At 69.0% G+C, this 18,997-nt stretch carries 16 protein-coding genes; 6 read left to right on the top strand and 10 right to left on the bottom strand.

All coding sequences use genetic code 11. The features are described 5' to 3' along the window. Positions 1-43 precede the first annotated feature (43 nt). Positions 44-1,291 (bottom strand): Hsp70 family protein, encoded by a 1,248-nt coding sequence (locus ASG51_RS04820; RefSeq protein WP_056271733.1) that lies wholly within the window; start codon positions 1,289-1,291, stop codon positions 44-46. A 229-nt stretch (positions 1,292-1,520) separates the two neighbouring features. Further along, positions 1,521-3,017, bottom strand: a complete 1,497-nt coding sequence (locus ASG51_RS04815) for a carboxypeptidase M32 (protein ID WP_056379437.1) — start codon at positions 3,015-3,017, stop codon at positions 1,521-1,523. Positions 3,018-3,323: 306 nt separating this feature from the next. Here ASG51_RS04815 and ASG51_RS04810 point away from each other — a divergent pair, with 306 nt between their 5' ends. Then, positions 3,324-3,701 (top strand): hypothetical protein, encoded by a 378-nt coding sequence (locus tag ASG51_RS04810; protein WP_210168756.1) that lies wholly within the window; start codon positions 3,324-3,326, stop codon positions 3,699-3,701. Positions 3,702-3,771: 70 nt separating this feature from the next. Here the strand turns inward: ASG51_RS04810 and ASG51_RS04805 are convergent, their stop codons facing one another. The 5 genes from ASG51_RS04805 to ASG51_RS04785 all read right to left on the bottom strand — a co-directional run bounded on the left by ASG51_RS04805 (position 3,772) and on the right by ASG51_RS04785 (position 9,371). Further along, a complete protein-coding gene (locus tag ASG51_RS04805) occupies positions 3,772-5,088 on the bottom strand; it encodes a replication-associated recombination protein A (RefSeq protein WP_056379433.1) in 1,317 nt (438 codons plus the stop codon). A gap of 72 nt (positions 5,089-5,160) precedes the next feature. Continuing rightward, a complete protein-coding gene (locus ASG51_RS04800) occupies positions 5,161-6,624 on the bottom strand; it encodes a Do family serine endopeptidase (protein WP_056271721.1) in 1,464 nt (487 codons plus the stop codon). A 119-nt stretch (positions 6,625-6,743) separates the two neighbouring features. After that, positions 6,744-7,406 (bottom strand): hypothetical protein, encoded by a 663-nt coding sequence (locus ASG51_RS04795; protein ID WP_056379430.1) that lies wholly within the window; start codon positions 7,404-7,406, stop codon positions 6,744-6,746. 221 nt (positions 7,407-7,627) lie between these two features. Next, positions 7,628-7,990: a phasin gene (locus tag ASG51_RS04790; protein WP_056271717.1), complete on the bottom strand. Its 363-nt coding sequence runs from the start codon at positions 7,988-7,990 to the stop codon at positions 7,628-7,630. Positions 7,991-8,117: 127 nt separating this feature from the next. After that, positions 8,118-9,371: a glycosyltransferase gene (locus ASG51_RS04785; protein ID WP_056379429.1), complete on the bottom strand. Its 1,254-nt coding sequence runs from the start codon at positions 9,369-9,371 to the stop codon at positions 8,118-8,120. 142 nt (positions 9,372-9,513) lie between these two features. Here ASG51_RS04785 and ASG51_RS04780 point away from each other — a divergent pair, with 142 nt between their 5' ends. Both ASG51_RS04780 and ASG51_RS04775 read left to right on the top strand, forming a co-directional pair. Then, positions 9,514-10,788, top strand: coding sequence for a glycosyltransferase family 4 protein (locus ASG51_RS04780; RefSeq protein WP_056379427.1), 1,275 nt, complete (start codon positions 9,514-9,516; stop codon positions 10,786-10,788). 213 nt (positions 10,789-11,001) lie between these two features. Beyond that, positions 11,002-11,184 (top strand): hypothetical protein, encoded by a 183-nt coding sequence (locus ASG51_RS04775; RefSeq protein WP_056221130.1) that lies wholly within the window; start codon positions 11,002-11,004, stop codon positions 11,182-11,184. A gap of 83 nt (positions 11,185-11,267) precedes the next feature. Here ASG51_RS04775 and ASG51_RS04770 read toward each other — a convergent pair whose 3' ends face one another. Both ASG51_RS04770 and ASG51_RS04765 read right to left on the bottom strand, forming a co-directional pair. Then, on the bottom strand, positions 11,268-12,950 hold the full coding sequence (locus tag ASG51_RS04770) for an acyl-CoA dehydrogenase family protein (RefSeq protein ID WP_056379425.1): 1,683 nt from the start codon (positions 12,948-12,950) through the stop codon (positions 11,268-11,270). Positions 12,951-13,163: 213 nt separating this feature from the next. Beyond that, on the bottom strand, positions 13,164-14,036 hold the full coding sequence (locus tag ASG51_RS04765; protein WP_056379481.1) for a DMT family transporter: 873 nt from the start codon (positions 14,034-14,036) through the stop codon (positions 13,164-13,166). 140 nt (positions 14,037-14,176) lie between these two features. Between ASG51_RS04765 and ASG51_RS04760 the strand changes: the two genes are divergently transcribed. After that, positions 14,177-15,061, top strand: a complete 885-nt coding sequence (locus tag ASG51_RS04760; RefSeq protein ID WP_056271704.1) for a YihY/virulence factor BrkB family protein — start codon at positions 14,177-14,179, stop codon at positions 15,059-15,061. Between the two features lie 133 nt (positions 15,062-15,194). Continuing rightward, positions 15,195-16,019, top strand: coding sequence for a transglutaminase family protein (locus tag ASG51_RS04755; RefSeq protein WP_056379422.1), 825 nt, complete (start codon positions 15,195-15,197; stop codon positions 16,017-16,019). A 170-nt stretch (positions 16,020-16,189) separates the two neighbouring features. Here the strand turns inward: ASG51_RS04755 and ASG51_RS04750 are convergent, their stop codons facing one another. Beyond that, positions 16,190-17,965, bottom strand: coding sequence for a glucan ABC transporter ATP-binding protein/ permease (locus ASG51_RS04750; RefSeq protein WP_056350040.1), 1,776 nt, complete (start codon positions 17,963-17,965; stop codon positions 16,190-16,192). Between the two features lie 248 nt (positions 17,966-18,213). Between ASG51_RS04750 and ASG51_RS04745 the strand changes: the two genes are divergently transcribed. Next, a complete protein-coding gene (locus ASG51_RS04745) occupies positions 18,214-18,987 on the top strand; it encodes a MotA/TolQ/ExbB proton channel family protein (protein ID WP_056221112.1) in 774 nt (257 codons plus the stop codon). The last annotated feature ends 10 nt before the right edge of the window (positions 18,988-18,997 follow it).

Genomic DNA, 18,997 nt, shown 5'->3' with positions numbered 1-18,997 from the left:
CGTGTCGCCCGACCGGGTCGATCTTTCTGGGCTCCGATCGGCCTCAGGCCGCACGCCGGGCCGCCTCGAGGGTCAACCCGGTGCCCACGGAGCCGAAGGTGTCGCCATCGACCACGCGGGCGTTCGGGACGCCGGCGGTCAGGGCGGCGCGGACATGGGGCAAGCCGGTGGAGCCCCCGGTGAGGAACAGGGCGTCGATCCGGTCGGCCGTGAGGCCGGCTTGCGCGAGGCATCGGTCGATCCGCTCGGCGATCCGCCGCGCGAGTTCGTCCGTATGGACGACGAGGCCCTGCCGGTCGATCTCGGCCTCAAGCCCCGCCTCGACCCAGTCCAGGGCGATCCTGCCCTGACCGGCCTCCGAGGTCGCGATCTTGGCGCCTTCCACCTCCATCGCCAGGGAATGCCCGCGCTCGGCTTCGACGACGGTGTGGAGCCGCGCCAGCAGGTCGGGACGCTGCGCGTCGCGGCGGACCTCCTCGATCTCGCGCAGGGTCTTGGCGTTGTAGAGCCGGTTGATGCTCGACCAGGTGGCGAGGTCGTGGAAATAGCCCGTGGGAACATCGATATCGCCCCGCGTCATCGGGCTGCCGAGGCCGAGCAGCGGCATCACCGTGCCGAGGCTCAGCCGGCGGTCGAAGTCGGTCCCGCCGATGCGCACCCCGTCATTGGCCAGGATATCGCTGCTGCGATCGGGCTGCGCATGCCGCTCCGGCGAGAGGCGCACGATGGAGAAGTCCGAGGTGCCGCCGCCGATATCCGCGATGAGGGCGATCTCCTCCGCGCGGACCTGCTGCTCGTAATCGAGGGCGGCCGCGATCGGCTCGAACTGGAACGAGACGTGGCGGAAGCCGATGCTGGTGGCGATCGCGCGCAGGGCCTCCTCGGCGCGGGCATCGCCCTCCGGATCGCCGTCGACGAAGTGAACCGGGCGGCCGTGGACCACGGTATCGAGGACGCGGCCGGTCTCGGTCTCCGCCCGCGTCTTCACGGCCGCGAGGTAGCGGGCGATGACGTCGCGGAACCTGATGCGCTCGCGCCCGACGGGGGTCGTCTCCTCCAGGAGGGACGAGCCCAGCACCGACTTGAGGCTTCGCATCAACCGGCCCGGCGTTCCCTCGAGGTACTCGGCCATGGCGGCCCGCCCGACGAAGGGCGCCTGCCCCGGCGGAAAGAAGATCGCGCTGGGGATCGTGACGTGGCGCCCCTCCAGGGGCACGAGCTGCGGGCGCTGTCCGGTGACGAGGCCAAGGGTGGTGTTCGAGGTGCCGAAATCGAGGCCGCAGGCCGCCATGAGGATCTCCGGACGTCAGGTCCGCTGGTGGAGGGGCCGCCGGCCTACAGGCTGACCCGCGTCCGGTCCACCGTCCGTGAACCCGAAACGACGGACCGCGCCCGCGCGAGGCGGTCGGCGAACCGAGCCGGGCGGCGGTTTCGGCGACGGCCTCGCCGCGCGCCGGTGCACTTCGGCCGCCGCCGCGAGCCCCGCGCGGACAGGGCGGCGATCGCCCGGCGCAGGCGTCTCAGCCCTCTCCGAGATACCGGAGCCGCAGGTGAGCCATGAAGTCCTCCGCGCCGAGGGGTTTGCCGGTGGCGGCGACGAGCAGGTCGTCGGTCTCGAGCAGGGAGCCGCGGGCGTGGACGGCCTCGCGCAGCCATCCGCGCAGGGCCGTGAAATCGCCCCTGGTCAGATCGGACGGCAGGCCCGGCCTCTGGTCCCGAGCCGCGCGGAACAGCTGCGCCGCCGCCATCGCGCCGAGGGTGTAGGTCGGGAAGTAGCCGAAGCTTCCGCTCGGCCAGTGGATGTCCTGCAGGCAGCCCAGCCGATCATCGGGGACGGTGAGGCCGAGGAGATCGCGCAGGCCGTCGTTGAAGGCGCCCGGCAGGTCGGCGAGCGCCAGATCGCCCGCGATCATCGCGGTCTCGAGTTCGTAGCGCAGGAGGATGTGGGCCGGATAGGTCACCTCGTCCGCATCGACCCGGATGAAGCCCGGCGCCACGCGCGTGTAGCACCGGTAGAGGTTCCGCGCGCTCCAGGCGGGTCCCTCCCCGCCGAAGGCCTCCGCCAGGATCGGCGCGAGATAGGCGCAGAACTCACCCGAGCGACAGGCCTGCATCTCCACCAGCAGCGACTGGCTCTCGTGCAGGGTCATGCCGCGGGCCGTCCCCACCGGCTGGTGATGCCACGCGGCGGGCAGGCCCTGTTCGTAGAGGGCGTGGCCGGTCTCGTGCAGCACGCCCATCAGGGCGCCGGTGGCATCGGCGGCATCGTAGCGGGTGGTGATCCGCACATCGTCGGTGGCGCCGCCGCAGAAGGGGTGGAGGCTGACGTCGAGCCGGCCCCGCTCGAAATCGAAGCCGACGGCGCGCATCAGCCGTTCCCCGATCGCCTTCTGCGCCTCCACCGGGAACGGGCCGGTCAGGGGCAGCGGGGCCGGCTCCCGCGCCTGACGCGCCTGAACCGCCGCGATCAGATCCGGCAACGCAGCGCGCAGGTGGGCGAACACCGGATCGATCGTGGCGCGGCGCATCCCGGGATCGTAGCCGTCGAGGAGGGCGTCGTACGGATCGAGGCCGAGGGCGGACCCCTTCGCCGCGCCGACCTCCCGCTGCAGGCGCAGGGTCTTGCCCAGGGCCGGCGCCAGCATGGCGAAATCGGCGCGCGCCCGCGCCTCCCGCCAGATCATCCCCGACTGGGACGACGCCTTCGAGCTCGCCGCCACGAGATCGGCCGGAACCGCGGCGGCATGCAGATAGGCCCGGCGCATCTCCCGCAGGTTCGCCCGTTCCCACGGCCCGAGGCTCGCGACGTCGTCGAGGGACCGGGCGATCAGGTCGCCGGTCTCCGGGGCCGTCAGGATCTCGTGGCCGATGACCGCGAGCTGGGCGAGCTGCTCGGCCCGCATGTCGGCCGCACCCGCGGGCATCAGCGTCTGGCGGTCCCAATGGAGAAGCCCCGCGGCGTCCCCGAGGGCGCCGAGGCGCGCGAAGCGGGCGGAGAGGATCGGATAGGTCTGCATGCTGGCTCGAAGGGACCTGCTGGATCGTGGCCTGGGCACGGAGCGTGACCGAGGACCGCTGGGACGTCGGTCCGGGGTGTCACGCACCCGGCCGCGCGGCGAGACCGGAGACGCGAATCCCACCATGGCGGCCACCCGGTTGCAAGGCCGGGCCGCGCGATCGCGCAGCTCCGGCGCCTCGCGCCGAGCCGAGACATCGGACGCCCCGCAAGACTGGCCGCCGGCCCGGCCAGACCAGATCTGCCCCGGCCTGGGCAGTTAAGACGGCGTTAGCGGACTCGGTCCAGTTTGAGCGACATGGAACCCGTGCTTGTCCCGCTCAACGACGACTCCGCCGCCTTCGATTTCAGCGCATTCCCGCTGGCGCCGAGCGGCGCGGCGCCCGCGACCTCCCGGGCGGCGGCTGTCCCGGACGTGCCCGCCCGGATGCTGGCCGGAACGTCGGCCGGCTCACGGCCCCATTCCCTCCACCGGACGCTGCTTCCCTGGATCGGCGGTCAGGTCGCTGCGGCCATCGGTCTCGGCACCTGCCTCGCGCAGGCGATGCCGCCCGTCTCCGCCAAGCCGCTGCCCACCGACGAGATGGCCTTCGCCCTGCGCGTCGGCGATCCGGCGGAGTTCACGGGGCCGGTCCCGAGTGCGATCCGGGACGGCTTTCATCTGCGCCTCGTCTCGAGCGACTAGATTTCCCTCGTCTGCCTGAGGCAGCGGGCGCGCGACGCGTCGCGAACTTTCGACGGAGGAGACGCGGGCTTCAGTCCTCGTCGGCGCGTCGCTGCCGGCGCAGGGCTTCCCAATGGGCCAATCGCTCGGTGTAGCGCTGCTCCATGCCCCGATCCGTGGGATCGTAGAAGTGCTGGCGCCCGAGCTTTTCCGGCCAGTAATCCTGGCCCGAGAAGGCGTCGGGCTCGTCGTGGTCGTAGCGATACCCCTCGCCGTAGCCGATCTTGCGCATCAGCTTCGTGGAGCCGTTGAGAATGGTGCGGGGCGGTGGCAGCGAGCCGTGCTCCTTCGCCACCCGCGTGGCGGCCTTGTAGGCCTCGTAGACCGCGTTCGATTTCGGCGCGCAGGCGAGGTAGATCGTGACCTGGGCCAGCGCCAATTCCCCCTCCGGCGAGCCGAGGAAGTCGAAGGCGTCCTTGGCGGCGGTGGCCACCACGAGGGCGTGCGGGTCGGCCAGCCCGATATCCTCCACCGCCATGCGCACGAGGCGGCGGGCGATGAAGAGGCGGTCCTCGCCGCCGTCGAGCATCCGACAGAGATAGTAGAGCGCCGCGTCCGGGTCGGAGCCGCGCACGGTCTTATGCAGGGCGCTGATGAGGTTGTAGTGCCCCTCCTGGGACTTGTCGTAGATCGGCGCGCGGCGCTGGATGATCGCCTGCAAGTGCTCCGCGTCGAAGGTCTCGCCCGGCTTTGCCGAGCGCCAGACCTCCTCGGCGAGGGTCAGCGCGGCGCGCCCATCCCCGTCGGCCATGCGGACCAGGACCCCGCGGGCCTCCGCGTCCAGGGGAAGCGGCTGGCCGGTCAGGGCCTCCGCCCGCACCAGCAGCTTGGCGACGGCCGCGTCGTCGAGCGCCCGGAAGAGAAGGACGCGGGCGCGGGACAGGAGGGCGGCGTTCAGCTCGAAGGACGGGTTCTCCGTGGTGGCGCCGACCAGCGTCACCGTGCCGTCCTCCATCACGGGCAGGAAGGCGTCGAGCTGCGCCCGGTTGAAGCGGTGGATCTCGTCCACGAAGAGCAGGGTTCCCCGCCCCATGGCCCGGCGCCCGCGCGCCGCGTCGAACACCTTCCGGAGTTCCGCGATGCCGGAGAAGATCGCCGAGATCTGCTCGAAATGGAGGTCGGTCTCGTGCGCCAGGAGCCGCGCCACGGTGGTCTTGCCGGTGCCCGGCGGTCCCCAGAACACCAGCGAGCCGAAGGAGCGGGCATTGAGGAGGCGGGTCAGGGCCCCGTCGGGCCCGGTCAGGTGCTCCTGCCCGACCACCTCCGCCAGGGTTTTCGGACGCAGGGCATCCGCGAGGGGGCGGGGGGCGGCGTTTGCCAAGCCGGCGGAGGCGAACAGGTCGGACATCGGCGCATCAAAGACGCGGGTGTCCGCCGCCCGCAACCGGGAAAATCGCGGCCTCCCCTGCCGGCTGGGCCATCAGCCCCCGAACATCGAGGTCATGACCTCGCCGCCGCGGTTGATCGAGACCTCCCACATGTTGAGGCTGTTGCGGGTGATCCGTTCCAGGTCCTTGGTGGTGGCGATCGGCATGCCGTTGATGGCGACGATCATGTCGCCCTTCTGCAGGCCTGCGCGCGCGGCGACCGAGCCTTCGTCGATGCTGGCCACCGCGACCCCGTCCGACGGGAAGTCGGCCTGAAGCTCCTCCGCCACGGCCGGGGACGTGTTCACGAGGGTCGCGCCCAGGAAGGGCGAGCGGGTGCGCACCTTGAGGGTGTCGCGCGGACGCGTCTCCGGCGCGGGGCCGAGCTTCACCGCCACGGTCGAGCGCCCGGTGCCGCGCAGGATGCCGAACTGGGTCTGGCCGGTGAGTCCCTTCAGGGCGAAGCGGTAGCCGAAGGCTTCCGGGTCGTCGACGCTCTTGCCGTCCACCGTGAGGATGAGGTCGCCGCGCTTGAGGCCGGCCTCCTCCGCCGGACTCTTGGCCTGGAGGCTCGCCACCAGCACGCCGGTGGGATGATCCAGGCCCATGCTCTCGGCGATGTCGGGCGTCACGCTCTGCACGCGGGCGCCGAGCCAGGGACGCCGCACGGCGCTCGCCCCGCCCTTGGCGGTCTCCACCACGGCGCGGACCATGCTGGCGGGGATGGCGAAGCCGATGCCGTGGCTGCCGCCCGATTGCGAGTAGATCGCGGTGTTGATCCCGACCAGTTGGCCCTGGAGGTTGACCAGGGCACCGCCCGAATTGCCGGGATTGATGGCCGCATCGGTCTGGATGAAGAACTGGTAGTCGGAGGAGCCGACCTGCGTGCGCGCCAGCGCCGAGACGATGCCCTGCGTCACCGTCTGCCCGACCCCGAACGGGTTGCCGATCGCCATCACGAAGTCGCCGACTTCGAGGGACTCGGAGTCGCCGAACGCCATCGGGCTCAGCCCGCCGGACGGGCTCTTGATCTTGACCACGGCGAGATCGGTGCGGGGGTCGCGCAGCACGATGGTGGCTTCGAACTCGCGCCGGTCGGCGAGCGCGATGCGCACCTCGTTCATGTTCTCGATGACGTGGTTGTTGGTGATGACGAGGCCGGATTCGTCGACGATCACGCCGGAGCCGAGGGACTTCTGGGCGCGTTCGCCCGGCGCGCCCCCGCGCCCGCGTCCCGCGCCGTTGTCACCGAAGAAGCGCCGCATGAACTCGTCCATGGCGCTGCGGCTCTGACCCCGCGTGTCCACGTGCGAGGCATAGACGTTCACCACGGAGGGGGCGGCCCGCTTCACCACCGGGGCGAAGGACAGTTGCACCTGGCCCTTGGCGAGGGGCACCACCTTCTCCGGCGCCCCCGGCTCGGGGACCGCCGGCGACTTCATCATCTGCGCCGTGGCGGGCGCGGCGGCGAGCGTCGCGGTCAGCAGCGGGACGAGCAGAAGGGACGTGCGCGGCATGGGAACTCCCGGGACGAGGGCGCGGCGGCCCTGCCCCGGTCTGGGACGGCGCCGCGACGGATTCCCGGATATCTAGACGCGTCGAGCCGCCGGCGCGAGGGGCGCCGGAGCCGGATCTTTCAGCGCCGGCCGATCGTGCCGGTGAAGCGGCTCGCCCGCTTGGCGAGGGCCGCGAAGCAGCTCAGCGACGCGTCGGCGGCGCGCTGCATCTCGGTGACCTGGAGGCGGATGGCATCGGCCGGGGTCTTGGCGCCCGAGAGAGCCTGCCAGTGGGCCACCGCCGCGGCGCCCTCGCCGCGAAGATAGGTGAGCACGGTGGTGTTCACCTCACCGAGTTCACCCATCACCTCGGAGATCCGCGGCGACTTTGCGAGGTCCGCGAGCTTGCCGAAGGAAGCCTGGGAGCCTTCGAGGACGGACCGCGCCGCCGGCAGGGGCTCGGCCATGGTCGCGGGCAGGGTCTGAGCGATGGTCTCCACGGCGTCGGTCGCGACTTCGACAGCGTCGGCCGCGGCCTGGACCGTCTCCCGCCCGCCTCCGCCCGGTGCCGCCGTCTCTTCCGGGACCACGGTGAGATCCTCGACGCGTTCGGAGGTCTCGGTCGTCGCGGTGGCGGACTCGGTCACGACCGGGACCGGCGTGCCGTCGCTTCCGGCTGCCGCCGCCAGAGCGTCCGGGGACACGCCTTCGAGGAGCGCGTCATGGAGGTTCGGCGCATGGTCCGACCCCGATGGATCGTTCGGGTCACCCATCTCGACGGCCTGCACGGTGTCGATGTTCATCGGTCCATCCTCCTGGCTGCCGGCGGTCTGCGGGAGCGCTCCGGCTCGGTCCTGCGCTTTGGAGGGGGGTCTGCGCCGTCTTGCCATGGCTTCTGTCTCCTTGCCGCTTCGAGGGGAAGAATAACCCGAAACGGCGGGATGTCTGCGGGGAGCCGCGCGGGCGGGCGGCACCCCGAGGCGCTGAAGGGGGCCGGCCGCGCGTTTCGGGCCTTCGGCCGGGTTCAGGCGGAAGGGCGCAGGGTGTTCTGAGCCAGGGCGCCCAGATCCTTGGCCTGGGCCTGCAGGGTGGCGATCTGGCTGCGGATGAATTCGCCCTGCAACGCCATCGCCTCGCGGACGTCGCGGGTCCGGACCAGCTTCTGGGCGAAGTCGAAGGTCGCGGCGGCATTTTCCTGAGCCTGGTCGAGACCCTTCGCGACGACGGTCTGCATCGACTCCTGCACCGACTTCGACGTCGTCTGCATCTGCTCGGCCGTCTTGACCGCGGTGCCGATGAAGGTGCTCACGGCGGTGCGGGCCTGATCGACGCTCTTCTCGGCGAAGGCACGCATTTCGGCGGGGATTTCGAAGGTCTGACCGGTCATCTCGCTTCTCTCCAGGCTGCACCGACTCGTTCGATGCATCGCGGGAAATCTATGTTGCGATGCAACATGAACGTCAAGATCATCGGTCCGGAAAGATGCAGAATTTTGCCAACTTTCTGCGCCGCCTTCAAGCGGCCGAGGCAGCCGCTTCCGCGGGCAGCCGTTCGACGGCCCGGGTTGCGAGAATGCGTTCGTAGACCGCGATCAACGCATCGGTATGAACCCCCAGCGTCATCGGGCTTGCCCAGTAGCGGGCATGCGCGGCGGCGCCGAGGCTGGCTGTGCGTGCGTCGTCGTGGAGCGTCGCGGCCGCCCGGGCCCAGGCCTCGGGCTCCGGCGAAACGGAATAACCGTTCACCCCGTCGAGGACCTTCTCGGACGCTCCGGATCGGTTCGAGGCCATCACCGGGATGCCGTTGGCCAAGGCCTCGTAGACCGTCAGGGGCCCGGTCTCGTACCAGCGGGACGGCGCGGCGATCGCCCGGGCCCGGCGGCGCAGGAGCGACCAGACCGCGTCCGGCGCCTGCCAGCCCACGAGTTCGACCCCGGGGCGCGCACGAAGCTCGTTCTCCAGGGGACCGGTGCCGACGAACAGGGCCGGAAGCCCGGCGGCCCGCGCGGCGTCCGCCACGAGGTCGACGCCCTTCTCACGGGTCAGGCGGCCGACATAGGCTAGCGCATCGCCCCGTGCCGGATCGGCCGGCACCTGCTTCGTGACGCGCACCGGATTGTCCATCCGGTGATGGGTAACCGCGAGACCCTCCAGGAGCGTACCCATCCGCGCCACGCTCGCGTCGCAGACATGGATGACGTCGAGGCGCTGCCGCTTCAGGGCCGCGCGCAGGGAGACCGAGCGCCCGACGCGCACCAGCTTGTGGAGCCGGCTCCGGCCGTCGCAGGGCGCTGCGAGGCAGGCGGCCGAGAGAGGCTTCAGAGCACAGGGCTCGGCCTGATCGAAGCGGTAATAGACCCCGTTCGGGCAGGCCAGGAAGTAGTCGTGCAGGGTCGTCACGACCGGGAGACCGCGCGCGAACAGCGCCGGGAAGACGCTGGGCGACAGGCTGCGCGTCCATTGGTGCAGATGGATCAGGTCCGGCCGCACCGGCAGCGCGTCCAAGGCGGCGCCGAGACGGGCGGCGGCCTCCGCGTCCCAGAGCCCGTTGAGCGCGGCGCGATGCGCCGGACGCTGCCAGATGTCCGTGTTGCCGAGGCCGATCCGGCGGATGCGGGGATGGTCGAGGAGGTCATCCACCGGCCCGTCGATGGCCTGGATGTAGGTCACGTCGAGTCCGGCCTCGGCGAGGCCCCGTGCCGATTCGACGGCCACCTTCTCGGCACCGCCGCTCGCCACCGCGAATTCCGCCAACACGACGATCTGCATGGGAGGTCCGAGATTGTGCCGATGCCTGAGGAATTCGCAGCGGACGACCCGACGACCACCGCAAGAATCTGGATTTACCGGAGATCAACGTACGTTCGGTAAAGATCGGGGAAGACCTCGTCGTTGGCCGGGACAGTTCACCATGCACCTCGTCCTTGTCGTGGACCACGCCTTCATCAACGGCGGACAGGCCAAGGTGGCCCTGGATGCCGGCCTCGGGCTGCGTGCCCGCGGCCACAGCGTCACGGTGTTCGCCGCCGTCGGCCCCGCCGACCCTCGCCTGGAGGCGGCCGGCATCCGCGTGGTCTGCCTCGGCCAGGACGACATCGGCACGACCCGGAACAAGCTCGCCTTCGCCGCGCAGGCGATCTGGAACCGTCCGGCCGCCCGGCGCCTGGCGGAGGAACTGCGCGGTCTCGACCCGCGCGACACCGTGGTCCACGTCCACGCCTTCGCCAAGGCGCTCTCGCCCTCGATCGGGCGCAGCCTCGCGGCGTCCGGACTGGCGCTGCTCTATACGATGCACGAGTTCTTCCTCGTGTGCCCGAACGGCGGCTTCTACGAGTATCCGGCCGCCCGGATCTGCCACCGCACGCCGATGTCCCCGGGCTGCCTGACCACGAACTGCGACGCCCGCAGCTACCCGCGCAAGCTGCTGCGGGTGGTGCGCCACCTCGCTCTCGAGCACGTGGCCGGCCTGAAGGCGCTGTTCCCGCACATCGTCACCCTCAGCGCCCTGCAGGAACGGGTCGTCGCCCCGCATCTGCCGAGCGCGACCCGCTTCCACAGGGTCGACAACCCGATCGCGGTGGCCAACGCGCCCCTCCGCTCCGGGGCGCCGGGCGATTTCCTGTTCGTCGGGCGCATCTCCACCGAGAAGGGCGCGCCGATCTTCGCCGAGGCGGCCCGCCGCGCCGGCGTTCGCCCGGTCTTCGTCGGGGACGGGCCGGCCCGCGCCGACCTCGCGGCGCGCTATCCCGAGGCCGTGATGCTGGGCTGGCGCGACGAGGCCGGCGTCCAGGCCCTGATGCGGCAGGCCCGCGCCCTCGTCTTTCCGAGCGTCTGGTACGAGGGCCAGCCCCTCACGGTCTACGAGGCCCTCGCCTGCGGCGCGCCGGTGATCGTCAGCGACGCCTGTGCCGGCCGGGAGGCGGTGGAGGACGGCGAGACCGGCTTCTGGTTCCGCTCCGGCGACCCGGACTCGCTCGCCGCGCATCTCGTGCGACTCTCCGACGACGGCCTCGCCGAGCGCATGAGCCGGGCGGCCTACGAGCGCTACTGGGCGGCACCCCTCACGTCGGACGCGCATCTCGACCGGCTGATGCAGGTCTATGACTTCGTCCTGCGCGAGGCCCGAACCGCGGGCGCGCCGGCCGGCCGCGTCGCCACGCGCTCTCAGCTTCCGGCCGTATCCTGAGACAGCGGCCGAGATCCATCGACCGCGATGGAATGGCCCGGATGACGGATGTCCGGAACCGGGTTGGGCGTTTGGGCCGGCCTGTCGACCCTTGGGTGGACCGATCCGGTCATCGGGCCCGGATCCCCCAATGGAAACCCCACGCGCGCCCGGCGTTGTTTCGGACGACGTGCCGAAGAAGGCGCTGAATCCCCGAACCGAAGGAGTGCCCGCATGGCCGATCACCAGAAGACACCGGAGAGCGACACGATCTCCACCACGGGCCAGGCCGCCCCGAAGGGGTCGGATAAGAACCGCCCCGAGAACCAGAAGGGCGAACTCGACGCGCGCCTCGACGAGGCGCTGGAGGAGACCTTCCCGTCGAGCGATCCCGTCTCGGTGAAGGTGACCAAGTAGCGCGACCTCGACGACACCTTCTTTGAATACCGGAACGCCGGGGCGATCGGATCCCCCGGCGTTACGGCGTCGGAGTGCGAGGCTCAGGCGGCTTCGAGCAGGCGGCGGGCGATGACCTGCGCCTGGATCTCGGCGGCACCCTCGAAGATCGAGAGGATGCGCGCGTCGCAGAGCACGCGGCTCACGGCGTATTCGAGCGCAAAGCCGTTGCCGCCATGGATCTGCAGAGCGTTGTCGGCCGCCGCCCAGGCCACGCGGGCGCCCAGAAGCTTGGCCATGCCGGCCTCGAGATCGCAGCGCTTGCCCTCGTCCTTCTCGCGAGCCGAGAAATACGTCAGCTGGCGGGCGATGTTGATCTCCACGGCCATCATGGCGATCTTGTCGGCCACGCGGGGGAAGTTGATCAGAGCCTTGCCGAACTGCACCCGGTCCTCGGCGTAGCGCAGACCAAGGTCGAGGGCGTTCTGCGCCACGCCGATGGCGCGAGCCGCCGTCTGGATGCGCGCGGATTCGAAGGTCTGCATGAGCTGGGCGAAGCCCTTGCCCTCGACCTCGCCGAGGAGGTTGCCAGCAGGGACCTCGAAGTTGTCGAAGGCGAGTTCGTACTCCTTCATGCCGCGGTAGCCGAGCACGTGGATCTCGCCACCGGACAAGCCCTGGACCGGGAACGGCTCTGCGTCGGTGCCGCGCGGCTTCTCGGCGATGAGGAGCGACAGACCCTTGTGGCCCTTCTCCTCCGGCTTGGTGCGCACGAGACAGGTCATGATGTCGGCGCGCACGGGGTGCGTGATCCAGGTCTTGTTGCCCGAGATCTTCCAGACGTCGCCGTCCTTGACCGCCTTGGTGCGCAGGCTCGCGAGATCGGAGCCCGTGTTCGGCTCGGTGAACACGGCGGTCGGCAGGGTGTCGCCCGCGGCGATGCCGGGCAGGAAGCGATGCTTCTGCTCTTCGGTACCGCCGCACAGGATCAGCTCGGCGGCGATCTCCGAGCGGGTGCCGAGGGAGCCGACGCCGATATAGGCGCGCGACAACTCCTCGGAGACCACGCACATGGAGATCTTCGGCAGGCCCATGCCGCCGTACTCCTCCGGGATCGTCAGTCCGAAGACGCCGAGCTCGGCCATCTTGGTGACGATCTCCATCGGGATGTAGGCGTTCTGGCTGTGCCACTCGTGCGCGTGCGGCACGACCTCGGCGAGGCCGAAGCGACGCATCTCGGAGCGGATCGCCTCCATGTCCTCGTCGAGACCGGACTTGCCGATGGTGGCCGAGCCGCCGTTGTCGCGGATCCGGGCCACGAGGGCGGCCCGGTTCTCGGGGGTGTTGCCCTCGGCGATCAGGGTCTCGACCGCCTCGGTGCGGAATTTGGCGACTTCGCGCGCGGCTAGGCCGAGGGAGCCGGTGGGCCGCACCATCTCGCCCTGGCTCATCGGAATGCCCGAGAACATCTGGTCGAGGTACTCGCCGAGGCCGATTCGAACCAGGAGGCTCTCGGTCTCGCCGAACTCTCCACTCTCCGTCAGACGCTGCGCGTACGCGCCGAGCTCACGCACGCCCTCGGCATAGGTCGCGATCCATGCGAGACCATGCGTGGCGTGTTGCTGGGTCTCCATCTTCTCGGCCGAGATCTTGCCCTCGTCCGATAGGATCGTGGCGCGCACGCGCCGCGTGGCCTCGGCGACGAGACCCTTCGCGGCCCCGGCGGCCTCACGGGCCAAGGTCACGAGATCCTGCGGTTCGGTCGAGACGACGGGAGAGGCTGACATGGCAAACTCGCTAGCAAAGGAACGATACTTTGCAGTCCATTATAGGCAGGTTTGTCACGGCTGTAGAGGCGTCTCGCCGCACTGCGGCACTATCCCGCCTGAATTCATTATCCGTGGGCGTGAAAAACCCTGATTTCTGTTTGCTAACCAAGGGATGATGAATTTTATTGAGATGCTTCTCAAAGAAAAAGTCACCGCCGCACCGGCGGGGGCTCATCCGCGACTGGCCAGAGCGACACCGAGGGTAGCGATGGCCATGCCACCCATCTGGACCGGCGCGAGCGACTCTCCGAACAGGAGGTACGCCATGACGGCCGAGACCGGCGGTACCAGGAACAACAGCGACGCGACACCCGCCACGGCGCCGCGCTTAATCAGCATCAGAAGCAGGAGGATGCCACCGACGGAGTTGACGAGGACCGACCAGGCAAGGCCGAGCCAGAGGGGCGTGGAAGCATCGAATCCACCCGTCCCGAACAGGAGGGCGATTGGAACGGCAAGGAGTACAGCGCCCGCGAACTGAATGGCGGCATTGCTGAGGAGATCCGCACCAGCCCCATGTCGCTTCTGCCAGAGTGTTCCGCCCGTCATCGCCACCATCGCGCAAAGGCAAGCAGTCAGGGCCGGAACCGGGATGCCGGAAGGATCCGAGGCGCCGATCTTCGGTGCCAGGACGAGAAGCGCACCGGAAAAGCCGATGCCGATACCGAGCCAGCGCCGCCGGCTCACGGACTCCCCAAGGACGCGACCTGCCAGGCTCGCGGTCAACAGGGGCTGCAGGCTGCCAACGAGGGCAGCGATGCCGGACGGCAAGCCATGCTGCACCGACCAGAACACGCCGATGACGTAAACCCCCTGCATCAGCACGCCGGCGAACGCGGCATGGAGCCAGCCGGTGCGGTCGCGTGGCCAGCGGGCTCGGAGCAGGAGCGCCAGGGTCGCCAGCACCAGCGCGACGGCAACGACCCGGATTGCCACGAAGGTGAAGGCCTCGGCATGGGGAGCCACGAAGCGGGCCGCGACGAAGCCCGTCGCCCAGATCAGAACGAACAGGGCGGGGACGAGGAACGGAGCGGGCGCGGGCATGATGGCGGCCACGCATCACAGGGTCGCGATAAATTCAAGCGGGTAGGGCGCCGCCTCGCGCACAGCACGTTGCGCGAACCGGTCGCGTGACGTTTAGAAGACACGCCCGCCTGCCCCGTTCGAGGACGAACCCCCGCCCCGTGAGACGTCTCCGCAAACCTTTCGAGATCGCAGGCGTCGCCGCCCAGCGTTTCGTCGCCCATGACGGCTGGGCCATCGCCAGCCACATCGCCCTCTCGAGCCTGACCGCGCTGTTTCCGTTTCTCATCCTGCTCGCCGCCCTGGCTGGTCTGTTCGGCACGAAGTCGCTCGCCGACGAGGCCAGCGTCCTCATCTTCGATGCCTGGCCGCGCGAAGTGGCCAAGCCCATCGTCAATGAGGTGCACCGGGTGCTGACCGAGCAGCGCGGAGGCGTGCTGACCCTGGGTGCCTTGCTGGCGCTTTACTTCTCCTCCTCTGGGGTCGAGAGCCTGCGGGTCGGGTTGAACCGTGCCTACGGCCTGCGCGAGGTACGGCCCTGGTGGCTGACGCGTCTCGAATCCATCGGCTATGTTGTCTGCGGTGCCTTCGCCATGCTGGCCTTCGCTCTCTTGGTGGTGCTTGGCCCCCTGATCTGGCGCAAAGTCATCAACGTGGCGCCGGGGCTCGAGCCCCTCAGCCTGACCGTCGCGATCGGACGGATCGGAATCACGGCCTTCCTGCTCCTCACCGTACTCGTGATCGCTCATAAGTTTGTTGCGACAGGGCGCCGCTCCGTCCTGGCGGTGGTCCCCGGAATCGCGGTGACCTTGCTGCTGTGGTTCCTGGCCGGCCTCGGTTTCGGCTACTACCTCGACCGCTTCTCCAACGCCTACGCCTCCACTTATGGCGGCCTCGCCACCGCGATGGTGTTCCTGGTCTTCCTGTATTGGCTGGCCGCGATGTTCCTGTTCGGTGGCGAGATCAATGGCACCGTCATTGCAGCGCGACGCGTGCGGCTTCAGGCGCGGATGCAGGAGAAGCAGGCCCGGGCTCGGGGGCTCTGAGTCTGTACTGCTTCATCTGCGCGCAGGGCGCGCGATGACATCCGCCTGTGACCCTGGCGGCCTAGTGTCCCGGTTCGGGCACGGGCAGTGATGGCGTAAGCGGCGGCGCGGCGGCCGGCCCGGGGGAGCTTCGATGCGGATCAGGTTCGGTTGCGAGATGGGCTATGATTTTCCGCAGCCGACGCCCGTCATCGCCCGCCTGAACTCCTATCCGGTGAACGGCTTGGCTGCCGTACCGCCGGACGTGCTCACCCTCGATCCACCGCTGCCCCTGCGCACCTTCCGCGATGTCTTCGGCAATCGGACCGTGCGCTTCATGGCTCCCGCCGGTGCCCTGACCCTGAGCGTGCATGCGGAGACGGAGGACGACGGCGCCCTCGATCCGGTGGTGCCGGAAGCCGAGGAGCACGCGGTCGAGGATCTGCCGGAAGAGGCGCTGCCGTTCCTCGTAGCGAGCCGCTACTGCGAATCCGATCTCCTCTCGAGCGAGGCTTGGCGGCTGTTCGGGGACCTCGAGCCTGGGTGGTCGCGGGTGCAGGCGATCTGCGACTACGTCCACGGACACATCACCTTCGGCTATGGGTATGCCCACGTCGACCGCACCGCTGCCGGTGCCTTCGCAAGTCGGCGCGGCGTGTGTCGCGACTATGCTCACCTGTTCGTCGCCTTCTGCCGGGCCCTGAATATCCCAACCCGCTACTGCACCGGCTATCTCAGCTTCATCGGCGAGCCCGAGCCGCACGCTCCGGGGGATTTCGCCGCCTGGAGCGAAGTCTATCTGGGCGGCGCCTGGCACGTCTTCGATCCACGCAACAATGCTCCGCGCCGAGGCCGGATCCTGGTGGCCCGTGGGCGCGATGCGGCGGACGTGCCCCTGACCCATACCTTCGGACCGAACCGCCTGACGAAGTTCCGGGTTTGGGCGGAGGACGGCGCGACGTCCGCCGCGGCGGATTGATCGCCTGCACCTGAAGACGCCGCATCGAGCGGGACGCGGATACCGTTCAGACGCAAGCGCAGCGTAAAGCCATAACTTTCAGGGTGCCGTCTAAGTCCTTGGCAAGACAACCAAAAGCCCTCGTCCAAGAACCAGCGAGGGCTTTTGGTTGTCGATTTGCGCTGCGCGGATCACGCCGCGAGCGGCATGCCTTGCGGCTCGGACCCCGCCATGAACTGGGCTCGCGCGAGATCGGCGAAGCGTCCGTTCTGAGCGACGAGCTCGTCGAAGCTGCCCGATTCGACGATCCGGCCCTCATGAAAGACGAGGATGCGGTCGGCGTTACGGATCGTCGCCAGGCGGTGGGCGATGACGAAGGTGGTGCGGCCTTCCATCACGGCCTCCAGGGCACCCTGCAGCTTGCGCTCAGTGGTGGCATCGAGGGCCGAGGTGGCTTCGTCGAGGATCAGCACCGGCGGGTTCTTGAGGAGCGCGCGGGCGATGGAGAGGCGCTGGCGCTCGCCGCCGGAGAGCGAGCGTCCGCGCTCGCCGATCACCGTATCGAGGCCGTCGGCTTGGCGGGCCATGAACTCGGTGGCCTGCGCCCGCTCCAGGGCGTCGAGCATCTCGGCATCGGTGGCGTCCGGGCGGCCGACCTGCAGGTTCTCGCGGATCGAGCGGGCGAACAGCATCGGCTCTTGGAACACAACACCGATGTTGTGGCGCAGGCTGGACAGTCCGATGTCGCGGATATCGCTGCCGTCGATGCGGATGGCGCCGTGGTCCGGGTCGAAGGCGCGGTGCAGAAGGCCGAGCGTGGTCGACTTGCCCGAACCGGTGGTGCCGACCAGGGCGATCGTCTCGCCGGCCCGGGCTATGAAGGAAACATCTTCCAATGCCTTGCGGCGAGCGTTGTACGAGAAGCCGACGCCTTCAAAAGCGACCTCACCGTCGAAGCGCGTGACGTGCTGGGCACCCGGACGGTCGTGGACCGCTGGTGTGGTGTCAAGGATTTCGAAAAACTCGTCGATCTTGGGCATCTGCTGGAACAGGCCGTTGATGCAGGTCGCAACCTGGTCGAGGCGCGAGACCAGCATGGTCGCGAGGCTCATGAAGGCCACGACCTCGCCGACGCTCGCCTGACCGTGCTGGTGCAGGGCGATGCCGGTGATGAAGATCGCCGTCATGGTCAGGGTCGCGGAGGCGCGGGTGGCAACGTTGGCGAGCGCCCACCAGGACAGAACCGGGATCTGCGCGGCGAGCAGGTTGCGGATGATGTCGTGCATCGCGTCCTTCTCGGCCTTGGCACGGGTAAAGGATTGGATGACGGCGACGTTACCCAGCGCGTCAGAAGCGTGCTCGGCCAGGCCCGACTGGTAGGCCTCGACCCGGCCCTGCAGGGTCTCGGTACGACGCATGACCATCGTGGTCAGGGTCGTGAAGGCCAGCACGAGCACAACCAGGATCGAGCCGAGCTGCCAGTTCACGAACAGGGTCATCGGCAGGAGGACGATCAGGGAGACGAAGGCCACGAAGTGATCGCGGAAAAAGCCGAGCCAGAGCCAGAACATGCCGTTTGAGCCCTCCAGCATCGCCTTCAGGACGCGACCGGAATGGTTCGAGGAGTGGAAGGCGAGCGGCAGCTCGAGCACGTGCTCGAAGTAGTTGGCCATGGCGGTCAAACGGTTGCGGTGGGCCAGCCGGTCCGCGTGCAGGGCGATCGTCACGCCGGCCGCGATGGTGAACAGGCCGAAGGCCACCCAGGCACCAATCAGGGGCGCCAGCGTCGTGAAGGCATTGGTGCTGCTCTTGAGGTGGGTGAGCTGGTCGATGATGCGGCCCATGAGAAGCGGCTCGGCGAACGCCGCCACCGCCAGGGCCACATTGGCGCAGGCCAGGACCGCCGCCAGACGGCGGTCGGAGCCCAGAAGACCCATGACCCGTACGTAAAGACGAACCAACGACATGATACCGTGTGCTCCGATCCCTGACCGGGTTGCGCGAACGCGTCCCGGCGGAGGCCGCCAAATCCTTGGCGTTGCGTGCCTTATGCGGAGCGCTCCCTGAACGGTGCATGACGCGAACCCCTCGGGTTTGGCCAGAGTCCGGCGGTGTTTTTTACGGTTCGTTCAACCTGAATCCGTAACGGTGGGGACGGCGCCTCGTCGTGCGGCGCCAACGCGGCATGCGGGCAGCCGCTCAGGCTCGAGTGATCATGGATCTCGCAACCGGTATCGGCCTCGTCGGCGGCTTCGCCGTCGTCTTCGTCCTGATCATGATCGACGGCGGCAACTTTGCCGCCTATTTCGACAAGCACGCCGTCATCGTCATCTTTGGCGGCGCCACCGCCGCGACGATGATGCGCTTCCCCTTCTCGACGATGATGCACGGGCTCCCGATGGGCCTGCGCTACGCCTTCTCGATGCGCGCCATCAAGCCACGCGACCTCATCGAGGAGATCACCAAGATAGCCGACGTGGTGCGGAAGTCCGGCCCGATGGCCTTGGAAAACATGGAGATCTCCGATCCCTTCCTGGCCCAAGGGGCACGCTACATCGCTGATGGTTATGACCGCGAGTTCATCCGGGACACCATGGAGCGCGACCGCGACAACTTCCTCATGCACCTCGACGAAGGCTCGAAGATCTACCGCGCCTTCGGCGACTGCGCCCCGGCCTGGGGCATGATCGGAACCATCCTCGGCATGGTGACGATGTTCGCCAACATGTCGGACCCCTCGAAGCTGGGCCCGGCTATGGCGACTGCCCTCCTCGCCACCCTCTACGGCGCCCTGATCGCCAACATGATCACCCTGCCGCTCGCCGACAAACTCCACGTGAAGCTGGAGGAGGAAGATGTGTCGCGCTCGCTTATCATCGACGGCATCCTGCTCATCCGCGACGCCAAGAGCTCCTCCCTGGTGCGCGAGATGCTCATCGCCTACCTCCCGCACAACCACCGCGACGAACTCGTGGCCGAGCCGGCGTGATGGCGCGCAC

This window comes from Methylobacterium sp. Leaf465 (assembly GCF_001424705.1).
Lineage (GTDB): Bacteria > Pseudomonadota > Alphaproteobacteria > Rhizobiales > Beijerinckiaceae > Methylobacterium.
Note: the sequence above shows the minus strand (reverse complement) of the source record. Positions and strands in the feature narration are given on the sequence as shown.